Here is a 13,173-nt window from a genome sequence, read left to right as displayed (position 1 = left end):
GCGATGCAGCATGTCGCTGCTATCTCTCCGCGCATGGCCGGATGCCGCTCCCGCCGCCTGGGCGTCCTGGCGGCGACCCTCCTCCTCGCCCTGCCGGCGGCGGCGCAGGACGGCGCGCCCCTGCCCCGCCCCGCGGCGGGCAACCCCGCCAACGTCTTCGGCACCTTCCTGTCCGGGCGCTTCGCCATGGACGAGATGGACAACCCCGCCGCGGCCGACGCCCTGCTGTCCGCCCTGCGCGCCGAGCCGGAGCAGCCCGAGCTGCTCCAGCGCGCCTTCCTCGCCGCCATCATGGATGGCCGGCCCGAGGCGCTGCGCCTGGCCCGCCGCCTGCCCGGCAACCTGGTGGCCGACCTGCTGCTGTTCGGCGGCGAGGTCGCGCAGGGCCGCTTCGACCGCGCCGAGGCGCGCGCCCGCGCCCTGGGCCGCCAGGGCGTCATCCAGGCGTTGCAGCCCTCGCTGGTGGCCTGGAGCATGGCCGGGCGCGGCGCCCATGCCGAGGCGCTGGCCCACCTGCGCCCGCATGCCGAGGCCGGGCGCTTCCGGGCGCTGAACGCCCTGCACGCCGCCCTGATCGCCGACCTCGCCAACCGGCCGCGCGACGCCGAGCGCTACGTCCGCATCGCCCTGTCCGACCAGCCGGAGCCGACGCTGCGGCTGGCGCTGCTCGCGGCCTCCATCCTGCACCGCGCCGGCCGCCCGGCCGAGGCGCAGCGCCTGCTGGACCAGATCGCCGCCTCGCATGACGAGCTGGCGCTGGCGGCGCAGGAGCCCGTGCGCTCCCAGGTGCTGGCGGCGCGCGGCATCGCCAACGCGGCGGAAGGCATCGCCGAGGCCTATGTCGCGCTGGCCGCCGCCCTGCGCGGCCAGGGGCTGGAGGAGCTGTCGGCCGTCCTGGCGCGGCTGGCGCTGCGGGTGCGCCCCGGCTTCGGCCCTGCCCTGCTGCTGCTGGCCGACCAGATGATCGAGGCCGAGCGCTTCCCGCCCGCGCTGGACGCGCTGAAGGCCATCGCCCCGGCCGACCCGCTGCACGGCGCCGCCACCCTGCGCCGCGCCGGCCTGCTGGACCGGTTGGACCGCCTGCCCGAGGCCGAGGCGCTGCTGCGCGAGCTGATCGCCGCCCAGCCCGACCTGCCGCAGCCGCGCATGCGCCTGGGCGACATCCTGCGCCGCCGCGAGCGCTTCGCCGAGGCGGCCGAGGCCTACGACGCCGCCATCGCCCGGCTCGGCACGCCGCGCGCGCAGGACTGGCCGCTGTTCTACGCCCGCGGCATCGCGCGCGAGCGCTCGGGCAACTGGCCGGGCGCCGAGGCCGACCTGCTGCGCGCGCTGGAGCTGGCGCCGGAGCAGCCCTACGTCCTCAACTACCTCGGCTACACCTGGGCCGACATGGGGCTCAACCTTGCCCGCGCCCGCGCCATGCTGGAGCGCGCGGTGGAGCTGCGCCCGCAGGACGGCAACATCGCCGATTCGCTGGGCTGGGCGCTGTTCCGCCTGGGCGACCTGCCCGGCGCGCTGGAATGGCTGGAGAAGGCGGTGGAACTCGAACCCCGCAACAGCACCGTCAACGACCACCTGGGCGACGCCTACTGGGCCGCGGGGCGCGAGGCGGAGGCGCGCTTCCAGTGGCGCCGCGCCCTCGGCATGGAGCCCGACGAGGCGGAGACCGCCCGGCTGGACGCCAAGCTGCGCGGCGACCCCGCCGCCCTGCCCGCCCGCCGATGAGCCTGCGCGAGGCCGCGCCCGCCAAGGTCAATCTGTTCCTGCACGTCACCGGCCGGCGGGACGATGGCTATCACCTGCTGGACAGCCTGGTCGCCTTCGGCCCGGCGGCGGACGAGCTGCGCGGCGCCCCGGGCGGCGGCCTGACGCTGACGGTGGAAGGCCCCTTCGCCGCCGCCCTGGCGCCGGAGCCCGACAACCTGGTGCTGCGCGCCGCCCGCGCCCTGGCCGCCCATGCCGGGGTGCCGGCGCGCGCGGCGCTGACGCTGGTGAAGCGCCTGCCGGTGGCCTCGGGCATCGGCGGCGGCTCGGCCGACGCCGCGGCGGCGCTGCGCCTGCTGGACCGCGCCTGGGGCCTGGCGACGCCGCCGGCGGCGCTGCACGCGCTGGCGCTGCGGCTGGGGGCGGACATCCCGGTCTGCCTCGCCGCGCGCCCGGCCCGGATGCAGGGGGTGGGCGAGGTGGTGCGGCCCGCCCCGCGCCTGCCGCCCTGCGCGCTGCTGCTGGCCAACCCCGGCGTCGCCCTGCCCACGCCCGAGGTGTTCCGCGCCCGCACCGGCCCCTTCTCCCCCGAGGCCGTGCTGCCGGATTCCTGGCCCGATGCCGCGGCGATGGCCGCCGCGCTGGCGGCGCTGCGCAACGACCTGGAGGCGCCGGCCATCGCGCTGCGCCCGGTGGTGGCGGACGTCATCTCCGCCATCGCGGCCCAGCCGGGCTGCCTGCTGGCGCGGATGAGCGGCTCCGGCGCCACCTGCTTCGGCCTGTTCGCGACGGCGGCGGCGGCGAAGGCGGCGGCGGCGGCGCTGCCGGATGCCTGGTGGACCGCCGCCGGCCCCCTTTACGAAGCCACGGCAGGCTGACTAAGAACGCGCGCGGCTGGGGCGTCGCCAAGCGGTAAGGCAGCGGTTTTTGGTACCGCCATTCCCAGGTTCGAATCCTGGCGCCCCAACCAGCCTCACACCGTCAGCAGCCGGCGCACCGCCTCGGTGTCCAGCGACGCCGTCTCGCCGGACAGCGCCACCTCGCCGCGCACCATCACGCTGATGCGGTCGGACAGGTCGCGCGCCCAGTCGAAGTATTGCTCCACCAGCAGCACCGCCATTCCCTGGTCGCGCGCAAGGTGGCGGATGACGCGGCCGATGTCCTTGATGACGCTGGGCTGGATGCCCTCCGTCGGCTCGTCGAGGATGAGCAGGCGCGGCCGCCCGGACAACGCGCGCGCGATGGCCAGCTGCTGCTGCTGCCCGCCCGAAAGGTCGCCGCCGCGGCGCCGCAGGAACTGCCGCAGCACGGGGAACAGGTCGAACACCTCCGCCGGCACCCGCGCGCCGCGGGGCGCGGCGGCCAGCGCCGTCTCCAGGTTCTCCTGCACCGACAGGAAGGGAAAGATCTCGCGCCCCTGCGGCACGTAGCCGAAGCCGCCGCGCGCGCGCTCCGCCGGGGCCAGCCGCGTCATGTCGCGCCCGTCCCAGGCCACCGCGCCGCCGCCGACGCGCTCCAGCCCCATCACCGCGCGCAGCAGGGAGGACTTGCCGACGCCGTTGCGCCCCAGCACCGCGTGCACCTCGCCCGGCGCCACCGCGAGCGAGACGCCGCGCAGGCAGAGCGAGGCGCCGTAGGAGAGGGTCAGGTCGCGCACCTCCAGCATCGCCGTCAGCGCCCCAGGTAGACCTCGACCACGCGGGGGTCGTCCTGCACGTGGTCGATGCTGCCTTCGCTCAGCATGGCGCCCTCATGGAGGACGGTCACGCGGCAGCCCAGGGCGCGCACGAAGTCGAGGTCGTGTTCCACCACCACCACGGAGCGGCTGCCGGCGATGCCGGCCAGCAGCTCGGCGGTCTGCGCCGTCTCGTGGTCGGTCATGCCGGCCACCGGCTCGTCCACCAGCAGCAGGCGGGGGTCCTGCACCAGCAGCATGCCGATCTCCAACCATTGCCGCTGCCCGTGCGACAGCAGCCCCGCCGGGTCGGCCGCGCGGGCGGCCAGGCCCACCCGCACCATCACCGCCTCGATCTCGGTGCGCGCCGCACCGCCCAGGCGCCAGCGCAGGCAGGCCAGCGGGCCGCGCGGAGCCTTGAGCGCCAGCTCCAGGTTCTCGAACACCGTCAGAGCGTCGAACACGGTGGGCTTCTGGAACTTGCGCCCGATGCCCAGCGTGGCGATGGCGCTCTCGTCCATGCGCGTCAGGTCGCGGCCGTCGAAGCGCACCACGCCGCCCGCCGGCCGGGTCTTGCCGGTGATGACGTCCATCATGGTGGTCTTGCCCGCCCCATTCGGGCCGATGACCGCGCGCAGCTCGCCCGGCTCCACCACCAGCGACAGCTCGTTCAGCGCGCGGAAGCCGTCGAACACCACCGACACGCCGTCGAGGTAGAGCCCCTCCCCGGCCGGGCGCGCGCTCATCGCCGCAGCATCCCGGCCAGGCCGCGCGGCAGCAGCAGCGGCACCGCGACGAACAGCGCGCCGAGCACGATGAGCCACAGTTCCGGCGCCACCGAGGTCAGCCAGGTCTTCAACGCGTTGACGGAGAAGGCGCCCAGCATCGCGCCCACCAGCGTGCCGCGCCCGCCGAAGGCCACCCAGACCACCGCCTCGATGCTGTTGGCCGGGCTGAACTCGCCGGGATTGATGATGCCCACGATGGGCACGTAGAGCGCGCCCGCCATCCCGGCGATCATCGCCGAGAGCACGAACACCAGCAGCTTGTGCCGCAGCGTGTCGTAGCCCAGGAAGCGCACCCGGCTCTCGGCGTCGCGGATGGCGGTCAGCACGCGGCCGAGCTTGGTGCGCGTCATCGCCGCGCACAGGGCGAAGGTCGCCGCCAGCGCGACGAGCGCGGCGAGGTAGAGCACGGAGCGCGCCCCCTGGGTGTTCAGCGGCATGCCCAGCAGTTCCTTGAAGTCGGTGAAGCCGTTGTTGCCGCCAAAGCCCATGTCGTTGCGGAAGAAGGCCAGCATCAGCGCGTAGGTCATCGCCTGGGTGATGATGGACAGGTACACGCCGGTGATGCGCGAGCGGAACGCCAGCCAGCCGACCACGAAGGCCAGAAGTCCCGGCACCAGCAGCGCCATCAGCGCCGCGAAGGGGAACCACTGGAAGCCCCACCAGAACCACGGCAGCTCCTGGTAGCCCAGGAACACCATGAAGTCCGGCAGCGCGGGGTGCCCGTACACGCCGCGCGGGCCGATCAGCCGCATCAGGTGCATGCCCATCGCGTAGCCGCCCAGCGCGAAGGACGCGCCATGGCCCAGCGACAGGATGCCCGCGTAGCCCCAGGCGAGGTCGATGGCGAGGGCGAGGATGGCGTAGCACAGCCACTTGCCGGCCACGCTCACCAGGAAGTCCGGCGCGTGCAGCGGGCTGGAGGGCGGCAGCAGGTTCAGCAGCGGCAGCGCGGCCAGCAGGCCGAAGCCGGCCCAGAGGATGCCCCGCCTCACTGGTCGGCCGCCCGCCCGCGCAGCGCGAACAGCCCCTTGGGCCGGCGCTGGATGAACAGCATGATGGCCACCAGCACCAGCACCTTGGCCAGCACCGCCCCCGCCCAGGGCTCCAGCAGCTTGTTCACCAGCCCCAGGGTGAAGGCGCCTATCAACGTGCCCAGCAAGGAGCCCACGCCGCCGAACACCACCACCATGAAGCTGTCGATGATGTAGCCGGTGCCCAGGTTGGGCGAGACGTTGTCGATCTGGCTCAGCGCCACCCCCGCCAGCCCGGCGATGCCCGAGCCGAAGGCGAAGGTCAGCGCGTCCACCCGCCCGGTGCGGATGCCCATGGCGGCGGCGGTGCGGCGGTTCTGCACCACCGCGCGCATCTCCAGCCCGAAGCGGGTGAGGCGGATGGCGGCGAAGGTCGCGCCCAGCACCAGCAGCGCGAAGACGATGATCCAGGCGCGGTTCTGCGTCACCTCCAGGCCGAAGGGCAGCGCCAGCGTGCCCTGCATCCAGGGCGGCGAGGTGACCTCGCGGTTCTGCGCGCCGAAGCCCAGCCGCACCGCCTGCTGCAGCACCATGCCGGCGCCGAAGGTCAGCAGCAGCGTCTCCAGCGGGCGTCCGTACAGGTGGCGGATCAGCCCGCGCTCCATCAGCGCGCCCAGCGCGGCGGTGACGGCGAAGGCGGCGGGCACCGCCAGCGGCAGCGCCCAGGGCTCCAGCGCCGGCGAGCCGCGGCACAGCTCCTGCACCACCACCGTGGCGTAGGCGCCCAGCATCACGAACTCGCCATGCGCCATGTTGATCACGCCCATCACCCCGAAGGTGACGGCCAGCCCCAGCGCCGCCAGCAGCAGCACCGAGCCCAGCGAGAGGCCCTGGAACACCGTCTCGGCCGCACGCCGCAGCGCCAGCCGGCGGTCGATGGCGGCCACCGCCGCGGCCACCTCGGCCTGCAGCGCCGCCTCGGCCGGCTGGGCGCCCAGCAGCAGCGCGCGCGCCTGCGGCGAGGCCGAGGCCCCCAGCACCGCGATGCCCAGGCGCTGCACCTCCGCCGCCGGCGAGGCCAGCCGCGCCGCGCCCAGCGCCAGCTCCATGCGCTCGCGCACGCGGGGCAGCGCCTCGCGCGCCAGCGCGGCCTCCAGCGCAGGGATGTCCTCGGCCGAGCGGGCACGCAGCAGGCCGTCGGCCGCCGCCAGCCGCTCCGCCGGGTCGGGCGAGACGAGCTGCAGCCGGCCCAGCGCCACGCGGATGGCGCCGCGCACGCGGTTGTTGATGCGGATGACCTCGCCCTCGCCGCCCACGCGCACCGCCGCGCCGTCCCGCCGCAGCTGCGCGTCGCCCAGGGCGCGCAGCAGGGGGATGGCACGCGGGTCGCCCAGCTGGCCGAGGCGCTCCGCCGCCTCCGCCTGCTGGGCGAAGCCGCCGCCGAGCTGGGCGGCCAGCGCCTCGAACTCCTGCGCGCGCCCCGCCCCGGGCAGGCCGAGCAGGAGCGCGAGCAGCACGAGCAGGACGCGCAACGCGTTCGGCCTCAGCGCCGGCGGTTCGCGTTCTCCGGGATGAACGGGCTCCAGTTCTCCGCCGAGATGGCGGTGGGCGTCTTGCTGACGATGTTGAACTGCCCGTCCGCCTGGATCTCGCCGATCATCACCGGCTTGGTCAGGTGGTGGTTGGCCTTCATCTCGCTCTCGTAGCCCGAGGGCGCGGCGACCTTCTGGCCGATCATCGCGGCGCGCACCGCGTCCACGCCCGTGGTGCCGGCCTGCGCCACCGCCTGCGCCCACATCCTGAAGCCGATGAGCGTCGCCTCCATCGGGTCGTTGGTGACGCGGCGCGGGTTGCGGATGAAGTTGCGCCACATCGTCACGAACTCGGTGTTGGCGGGCGACTGCACGGACATGAAGTAGTTCCACGCCGCCAGGTGGCCGACCAGCGGCCGGGCGTCGATGCCCGCCAGCTCCTCCTCGCCGACGCTGAAGGCGACGCAGGGGATGTCCTCGGCCTTGATGCCCTGGTTGCCCAGCTCGCGGTAGAACGGCACGTTGGCGTCGCCGTTGATGGTGGAGACGATGGCGGTGCGCTTGCCCTCGCCGGCGAAGCGCTTCACCCGCGCCACGATGCCCTGCCAGTCGCTGTGGCCGAAGGGGGTGTACTCCTCCATGATGTCGGCGTTGCCGATGCCCTTGGAGTTGAGGAAGCCGCGCAGGATGCGGTTGGTGGTGCGCGGGTAGACGTAGTCGGTGCCCAGAAGCGCGATGCGCGTCGCCTCGCCGCCATCCTTGCCCATCAGGTACTCGACGGCCGGGATGGCCTGCTGGTTGGGCGCGGCGCCGGTGTAGAAGATGTTGCGGCTCTCCTCCTCGCCCTCGTACTGCACGGGATAGAACAGCAGCCCGTTCAGCTCCTCGAACACCGGCAGCACGGACTTGCGCGACACGCTGGTCCAGCAGCCGAAGGTGACGTCCACGCGGTGCACCTGCAGCAGCTCGCGCGCCTTCTCGGCGAACAGGGGCCAGTTGGAGGCGGGGTCCACCACCACCGCCTCCAGCCGCCGGCCGCCGATGCCGCCGCGGCTGTTCTGCCATTCCACCATCATCTGCACGGTGTCGCGCAGCGCGGTCTCGCTGATGGCCATGGTGCCGGACAGCGAGTGCAGCACGCCGACTTTGATGGGGGCGCCCTGCGCGAAGGCCGGCGCGGCCAGCGGTGCGGCGAGGGACGCGCCCATGCCGAGGAGCGCCTGCCGGCGCGTGATGGCGGTCATCGTCATTGCTTTGCCTCTCCTCCGCGCCGGTTCGGCGGCGCGCCGTGGAAGTGGGCCGCCGCCATCCCGCCTGCGCAAGCGGCAATCCAGAAATTTCACGCCGGCCGTGCGGGCATCTGCCGAATTCCTGGGCATCTGCATCCGGGTCGGGCCGCAGGGGTGCCCATGCGCGACGCCGCCGCCTGTGCCACACTGCCCGCCGTGAGCTTTCCGCACCTGCGGCACCAGCGCGCCCGGGGCGGCGTCGCCGCCTCCTTCGCGCCCGGCCCGGGCGGCGCCCGCCTGTCCTCGCTCGCGCAATCGGCGCCGCTGCGCCTGCTGCTGCCCGACGCCGAGCCCGACGAGTGGACCACCGCCGCCCTGCTCAACACCGGCGGCGGCCTGGCCGGGGGCGACGAGGTGACGGTGTCGCTGGCGCTGGCCCCCGGCGCGCGGCTGACGATGGCCACCGCGGCGGCGGAGAAGGTGTACCGCTCCCTCGGCCCGCCCACCTGCGTCGCCAACGCCATCCAGATGGGGCCGGGCGCGGCGCTGGAGTGGATCCCGCAGGAAGCCATCTTGTTCGACGGCGCGCGGCTGGAGCGCCGCACCGAGGCCGCCCTGGCCGCCGATTCGCGCCTGCTGGCGCTGGAGACGCTGGTGCTGGGCCGGGCGGCGCATGGCGAGGTGCTGGGCGCGTTGTGCCTGCGCGACGCCTGGCGCCTGCGCCGCGGCGGCGCGCTGGCCTGGGCCGACACGCTGCGGCTGGACGACGCGGCGCCGCTGGACGCGGCGCTGGGCTTCGGCCGGGCCGGCGCGCTGGCGACCCTGCTGCTGGCCGCGCCGGACGCCGCGGCGCTGCTGCCGGCGCTGCGCGAACGCCTGCCCGCCGGCGCGGTGCGCGCGGGCGCCACCTGCCCCGCGCCCGGCCTGCTGCTGGCGCGCCTGCTGGGCGAGGCCGGGGCGGTGCGCGCCGCCGTCGCCGCCCTGCTGCCCTGGGCGCGCCACGCCCTGCTGGACCAGCCGGCGCGCCTGCCGCGGCTGTGGACGAACTGAGCGCGATGGGTCCACCATGCTGCGATGCACCTGACCCCGCGCGAGAAGGACAAGCTGCTGGTGGCGATGGCCGCGCAGGTGGCGCGCCGCCGCCTGGAGCGCGGCGTGAAGCTGAACCACCCGGAGGCGGTGGCGCTGATCTCGGACTTCGTGGTGGAGGGCGCGCGCGACGGCCGCAGCGTGGCCGAGCTGATGCGCACGGGCGGCGAGGTGCTGGCGCGGGCGCAGGTGATGGAAGGGGTGCCGGAGATGATCCACGAGATCCAGGTCGAGGCCACCTTCCCCGACGGCACCAAGCTCGTCACCGTGCACCGGCCCATCCGATGATCCCGGGCGAGGTCTTCCCCGCGGCGGGCGACATCGAGCTGAACGCCGGCCGCCCGGTGACGGAGCTGGAGGTGGCCAACACCGGCGACCGCCCGGTGCAGGTGGGCAGCCACTACCACTTCGCCGAGGCCAACCCCGCCCTGCGCTTCGACCGCGCCGCCGCGCGCGGCCAGCGCCTGGACATCCCCGCCGGCACCGCGACCCGCTTCGAGCCGGGCCAGGCGCGCACCGTCCGCCTGGTGCCGTTCGGCGGCGCGCGCGTGGTGCACGGCTTCCGCGGCGAGGTGGAGGGCCCGGCCTGATGCCCGCCCGCCTGTCCCGCCACGCCTATGCCGGCATGTACGGCCCCACCACCGGCGACCGCGTGCGCCTGGCCGACACCGACCTCATCATCGAGGTGGAGCGCGACCTCACCACCCATGGCGAGGAGGTGAAGTTCGGCGGCGGCAAGGTCATCCGCGACGGCATGGGCCAGTCCCAGGCGACACGCGCCGACGGCGCGATGGACACGGTGATCACCAACGCCCTCATCCTCGACCACTCGGGGATCTGGAAGGCCGATGTCGGGCTGCGCGACGGGCGCATCGCCGCCATCGGCAAGGCCGGCAACCCGGACACCCAGCCGGGCGTGGACATCGTCATCGGCCCGGGCACCGAGATCATCGCCTGCGAGGGGCGCATCCTCACCGCCGGCGGCATCGACCCGCACATCCACTTCATCTGCCCCCAGCAGATCGAGGAGGCGCTGGCCTCGGGCATCACCACCATGTTCGGCGGCGGCACCGGCCCGGCGCACGGCACGCTGGCCACCACCTCCACGCCCGGCGCCTTCCACCTGGCGCGCATGCTCCAGGCCGCCGAATCATTCCCGATGAACCTGGGCTTCCTGGGCAAGGGCAACGCCGCCCTGCCCGGCGCGCTGGAGGAGCAGGCCCTGGCCGGCGCCTGCGGCTTCAAGCTGCACGAAGACTGGGGCACCACGCCCAAGGCCATCGACACCTGCCTGCGCGTGGCCGACGCCTTCGACGTGCAGGTGGCCATCCACACCGACACCCTGAACGAGAGCGGCTTCGTCGAGGACACCATCCGCGCCATCGGCGGCCGCGCCATCCAGGCCTTCCACACCGAGGGCGCGGGCGGCGGCCACGCGCCGGACATCCTGCGGGTGGTGGGGCTGCCCAACCTGCTGCCCAGCAGCACCAACCCCACCATGCCCTACACGGTGAACACGGCCGACGAGCACCTGGACATGCTCATGGTCTGCCATCACCTCGACCCGCGCATCCCCGAGGACATCGCCTTCGCCGAGAGCCGCATCCGCAAGGAGACCATCGCGGCGGAGGACATCCTGCACGACATGGGCGCCATCTCCATGATGTCGTCCGACAGCCAGGCGATGGGCCGCGTGGGCGAGGTCATCATCCGCACCTGGCAGACCGCGCACAAGATGAAGCTCCAGCGCGGCCCCCTGCCGGGCGAGGCCGCGGGCAACGACAACCTGCGCGCGCGGCGCTACGTCGCCAAGTACACCATCAACCCTGCCATCGCGCAGGGAGTGGCGCAGCACGTGGGCAGCGTCGCCGTCGGCAAGCTGGCCGACCTCGTCATCTGGAGCCCGGCCTTCTTCGGCGTGAAGCCCGAGATGGTGCTGAAGTGCGGCACCATCGCCATGGCCCCGATGGGCGACCCCAACGCCTCCATCCCCACGCCGCAGCCCGTGCACTACCGGCCGATGTTCGGCGGCTTCGGCAAGGCGATGCTGGCCAGCGCCGTCACCTTCACCAGCGCCGCCGCGCTGGAGGACGGGCTGGCCGCCCGGCTGGGGCTGGCGCGCCCCCTGCTGGCGGTGCGCAACACCCGCGCCATCGGCAAGCGCGACATGGTGCTGAACGACGCCCTGCCGCAGGTCGAGGTGGACCCCGAGACCTACGAGGTCCGCGCCGACGGCGCCCTGCTGACCTGCGAGCCCGCCGCCACCCTCCCCATGGCCCAGAGGTATTTCCTGTTCTGATGAGCGACGCCCTGCCCCGCGCCACCCGGGTGGCCTCCCCCTGCCCCGCCGCGCCGGCCGACACGGTGACGCTGGACTTCGACGACCGCTTCCGCCGCCGCCGCCGCTACCGCGCCGATGGCGGGCTGGACTTCCTGCTGGACCTGCCGGAGGCCGCGGTGCTGCGCCACGGCGACGGCCTGCTGCTGGAGGACGGCCGCGCCGTGGCGGTGCGCGCCGCGCCCGAGGCCCTGCTGGAGGTGACGGCGGGCGAGGCCATCGGCCTGCCGCGCCTCGCCTGGCACCTGGGCAACCGCCACCTGCCGGCCGAGATGGACGGCGCGCGCATCCTCATCCGCCGCGACCACGTCATCGAGGAGATGCTGCGCGGCCTGGGCGCCGGGCTGCGGGAGGTGACGGCGCCGTTCAACCCCGAAGGCGGCGCCTATGGCGAGCACAACCGCCAGCCCGCCCACCCGCACGGCCACCACCATGCACACGGGCACGACCATCCGCACGACCACGACCACGCGCATGGGCACGGCCATCACCACCCTCGCTGACGCGGCGCTGGCCCGGCTGCTCGCCTGGACCTCCCCCGCCTACCCGGTCGGCGGCTTCTCCTACAGCCACGGCATCGAGGCTGCGGTGGAGCACGGGCTGTGCACGGGCCGGGAGGGGCTGGTGCGCCACGTCCGGGCCGCGCTCTCGGCCGGCGCGGGGGCGGTGGACGGCCCGCTGCTGGCGGCCTGCCACCGCGCCGCGGCGGCGGGCGACGCCCCGGCGCTGGACGCCGCGGCGGAACTTGCCGGCGCGTTCCGCGGCACGGCGGAGCTGGCGCTGGAATCGCTGCAACAGGGCGGCTCCTTCGCCGCCATCACCGCCGCCGCCTGGCCGCATCCCGGCTTCGCGGCCTTCGCGGCGCGGCACCGCGGCCGGCTGGCCCACGCCGCCGCCTTCGGCGCCGCCGCCGGCTTCCATGGCCTGCCGCTGCGCGCGGCGCTGTTCGCCTTCCTGTCGGGCTTCGTCGCCAACCTGGTGTCCGCCGGCGTGCGGCTGGTGCCGCTGGGCCAGACCGACGGGCAGCTCGCCACTGCCGCCCTCCTGCCCGACGTGCAGGCCGCCATCGCCCACGCCCTGGCCACCCCGGCCGAGGAAGCCGGCACCGCCACCCCCGTGCTCGACTGGCTCAGCATGGCCCACGAAACCCAGTACACGAGGCTGTTCCGCTCATGAGCGCATCCCCCGCCGGCAACGGCCCCTTCCGCGTCGGCGTCGGCGGCCCCGTCGGCTCCGGCAAGACCGCGCTGCTGGAGCGCCTGTGCCGCCGTCTGGCCGGCGGGCACGACATCGCCGCCATCACCAACGACATCTACACGCGCGAGGACGCGGAGTTCCTCACCCGCGCCGGCTGCCTGCCGCCCGAGCGCATCATGGGCGTGGAGACCGGCGGCTGCCCGCACACCGCCATCCGCGAGGACGCCTCCATCAACCTCGCGGCCGTGGCCGAGATGAACGAGCGCTTCCCGGCGCTGGAGGTGCTGTTCATCGAGAGCGGCGGCGACAACCTGGCCGCCACCTTCAGCCCCGAGCTGGCGGACCTGACCATCTACGTCATCGACGTCAGCGCCGGGGACAAGATTCCCCGCAAGGGCGGCCCGGGCATCACCCGCTCGGACCTGCTGGTCATCAACAAGACCGACTTGGCGCCGCTGGTGGGCGCCGACCTCGGGGTGATGGACCGCGACGCCCGGAAGATGCGCGGCGCGCGCCCGTTCATCTTCACCAACCTCAAGAAGGACGAGGGCGTGGCCGAGATCGCGCGCTTCGTGCTGGAGCAGGGCGGCATCGCCCGCGCCGCCCCCTGACGAGCGCGGCGCCGTCGCACGGCAGCGCGCCCCCGCCGT

At 74.5% G+C, this 13,173-nt stretch carries 14 protein-coding genes and 1 tRNA gene; 10 read left to right on the top strand and 5 right to left on the bottom strand.

Translation table 11 applies throughout. From position 1 onward, the window contains the following. Positions 1-33: 33 nt before the first annotated feature. The 3 genes from ACI6QG_RS06995 (at position 34) to ACI6QG_RS06985 (ending at position 2,674) form a co-directional block, all read left to right on the top strand. Entirely contained in the window at positions 34-1,725 is a 1,692-nt protein-coding gene (locus tag ACI6QG_RS06995; protein WP_407023863.1) for a tetratricopeptide repeat protein, read from the top strand. After that, positions 1,722-2,582, top strand: coding sequence for a 4-(cytidine 5'-diphospho)-2-C-methyl-D-erythritol kinase (locus ACI6QG_RS06990; protein ID WP_407023862.1), 861 nt, complete (start codon positions 1,722-1,724; stop codon positions 2,580-2,582). Before ACI6QG_RS06995 ends, ACI6QG_RS06990 begins: the two co-directional genes overlap by 4 nt. Before the next feature lie 17 nt (positions 2,583-2,599). Further along, positions 2,600-2,674 (top strand) — tRNA-Gln (locus ACI6QG_RS06985). Positions 2,675-2,677: 3 nt separating this feature from the next. Here ACI6QG_RS06985 and urtE read toward each other — a convergent pair. The 5 genes from urtE to urtA are packed head-to-tail and all read right to left on the bottom strand — an operon-like array spanning position 2,678 to position 7,920. After that, the gene (urtE, locus tag ACI6QG_RS06980) at positions 2,678-3,370 is read right to left on the bottom strand and encodes an urea ABC transporter ATP-binding subunit UrtE (RefSeq protein ID WP_407023861.1); all 693 of its coding nucleotides are present in this window, start codon (positions 3,368-3,370) and stop codon (positions 2,678-2,680) included. Between the two features lie 5 nt (positions 3,371-3,375). Next, the gene (gene urtD / locus ACI6QG_RS06975; RefSeq protein ID WP_407023860.1) at positions 3,376-4,125 is read right to left on the bottom strand and encodes an urea ABC transporter ATP-binding protein UrtD; all 750 of its coding nucleotides are present in this window, start codon (positions 4,123-4,125) and stop codon (positions 3,376-3,378) included. Further along, positions 4,122-5,159, bottom strand: coding sequence for an urea ABC transporter permease subunit UrtC (gene urtC, locus ACI6QG_RS06970; RefSeq protein ID WP_407023859.1), 1,038 nt, complete (start codon positions 5,157-5,159; stop codon positions 4,122-4,124). The genes urtD and urtC overlap by 4 nt, the downstream gene beginning before the upstream one ends. Further along, positions 5,156-6,670 carry an urea ABC transporter permease subunit UrtB gene (gene urtB, locus ACI6QG_RS06965; RefSeq protein WP_407023858.1) on the bottom strand — a complete coding sequence of 505 codons (1,515 nt, stop codon included), beginning with the start codon at positions 6,668-6,670 and terminating at the stop codon, positions 5,156-5,158. Before urtB ends, urtC begins: the two co-directional genes overlap by 4 nt. A gap of 11 nt (positions 6,671-6,681) precedes the next feature. Beyond that, positions 6,682-7,920 (bottom strand): urea ABC transporter substrate-binding protein, encoded by a 1,239-nt coding sequence (gene urtA, locus ACI6QG_RS06960; RefSeq protein ID WP_407023857.1) that lies wholly within the window; start codon positions 7,918-7,920, stop codon positions 6,682-6,684. A gap of 195 nt (positions 7,921-8,115) precedes the next feature. Here urtA and ACI6QG_RS06955 point away from each other — a divergent pair, with 195 nt between their 5' ends. The 7 genes from ACI6QG_RS06955 to ureG are packed head-to-tail and all read left to right on the top strand — an operon-like array spanning position 8,116 to position 13,134. Beyond that, positions 8,116-8,949, top strand: coding sequence for an urease accessory protein UreD (locus tag ACI6QG_RS06955; RefSeq protein WP_407023856.1), 834 nt, complete (start codon positions 8,116-8,118; stop codon positions 8,947-8,949). 24 nt (positions 8,950-8,973) lie between these two features. Then, positions 8,974-9,276 (top strand): urease subunit gamma, encoded by a 303-nt coding sequence (locus tag ACI6QG_RS06950; protein WP_407023855.1) that lies wholly within the window; start codon positions 8,974-8,976, stop codon positions 9,274-9,276. Beyond that, positions 9,273-9,578 carry an urease subunit beta gene (locus ACI6QG_RS06945; protein ID WP_407023854.1) on the top strand — a complete coding sequence of 102 codons (306 nt, stop codon included), beginning with the start codon at positions 9,273-9,275 and terminating at the stop codon, positions 9,576-9,578. The genes ACI6QG_RS06950 and ACI6QG_RS06945 overlap by 4 nt, the downstream gene beginning before the upstream one ends. Next, on the top strand, positions 9,578-11,287 hold the full coding sequence (gene ureC / locus ACI6QG_RS06940) for an urease subunit alpha (protein WP_407023853.1): 1,710 nt from the start codon (positions 9,578-9,580) through the stop codon (positions 11,285-11,287). Before ACI6QG_RS06945 ends, ureC begins: the two co-directional genes overlap by 1 nt. Further along, the gene (locus ACI6QG_RS06935) at positions 11,287-11,829 is read left to right on the top strand and encodes an urease accessory protein UreE (protein ID WP_407023852.1); all 543 of its coding nucleotides are present in this window, start codon (positions 11,287-11,289) and stop codon (positions 11,827-11,829) included. Before ureC ends, ACI6QG_RS06935 begins: the two co-directional genes overlap by 1 nt. After that, complete coding sequence (locus tag ACI6QG_RS06930; protein ID WP_407023851.1) at positions 11,801-12,502, top strand: urease accessory protein UreF; 702 nt, start codon at positions 11,801-11,803, stop codon at positions 12,500-12,502. Before ACI6QG_RS06935 ends, ACI6QG_RS06930 begins: the two co-directional genes overlap by 29 nt. Then, on the top strand, positions 12,499-13,134 hold the full coding sequence (gene ureG / locus ACI6QG_RS06925) for an urease accessory protein UreG (protein WP_407023850.1): 636 nt from the start codon (positions 12,499-12,501) through the stop codon (positions 13,132-13,134). Before ACI6QG_RS06930 ends, ureG begins: the two co-directional genes overlap by 4 nt. Positions 13,135-13,173: the final 39 nt, after the last annotated feature.

The sequence above is a fragment of the Sabulicella flocculans genome, assembly GCF_045449635.1.
Taxonomy (GTDB): Bacteria; Pseudomonadota; Alphaproteobacteria; order Acetobacterales; family Acetobacteraceae; genus Roseococcus.
Note: the sequence above shows the minus strand (reverse complement) of the source record. Positions and strands in the feature narration are given on the sequence as shown.

Bases quoted from the DNA above. Each gene is read 5' to 3' on its own strand.
- urtA (WP_407023857.1), bottom strand. From the start codon at position 7,920: ATGACGATGACCGCCATCACGCGCCGGCAGGCGCTCCTCGGCATGGGC.
- ACI6QG_RS06945 (WP_407023854.1), top strand. From the start codon at position 9,273: ATGATCCCGGGCGAGGTCTTCCCCGCGGCGGGCGACATCGAGCTGAAC.
- ureG (WP_407023850.1), top strand. From the start codon at position 12,499: ATGAGCGCATCCCCCGCCGGCAACGGCCCCTTCCGCGTCGGCGTCGGC.
- ACI6QG_RS06990 (WP_407023862.1), top strand. From the start codon at position 1,722: ATGAGCCTGCGCGAGGCCGCGCCCGCCAAGGTCAATCTGTTCCTGCAC.
- ACI6QG_RS06995 (WP_407023863.1), top strand. From the start codon at position 34: ATGGCCGGATGCCGCTCCCGCCGCCTGGGCGTCCTGGCGGCGACCCTC.
- urtE (WP_407023861.1), bottom strand. From the start codon at position 3,370: ATGCTGGAGGTGCGCGACCTGACCCTCTCCTACGGCGCCTCGCTCTGC.
- ACI6QG_RS06935 (WP_407023852.1), top strand. From the start codon at position 11,287: ATGAGCGACGCCCTGCCCCGCGCCACCCGGGTGGCCTCCCCCTGCCCC.
- ureC (WP_407023853.1), top strand. From the start codon at position 9,578: ATGCCCGCCCGCCTGTCCCGCCACGCCTATGCCGGCATGTACGGCCCC.
- ACI6QG_RS06950 (WP_407023855.1), top strand. From the start codon at position 8,974: ATGCACCTGACCCCGCGCGAGAAGGACAAGCTGCTGGTGGCGATGGCC.
- urtD (WP_407023860.1), bottom strand. From the start codon at position 4,125: ATGAGCGCGCGCCCGGCCGGGGAGGGGCTCTACCTCGACGGCGTGTCG.
- ACI6QG_RS06930 (WP_407023851.1), top strand. From the start codon at position 11,801: ATGGGCACGGCCATCACCACCCTCGCTGACGCGGCGCTGGCCCGGCTG.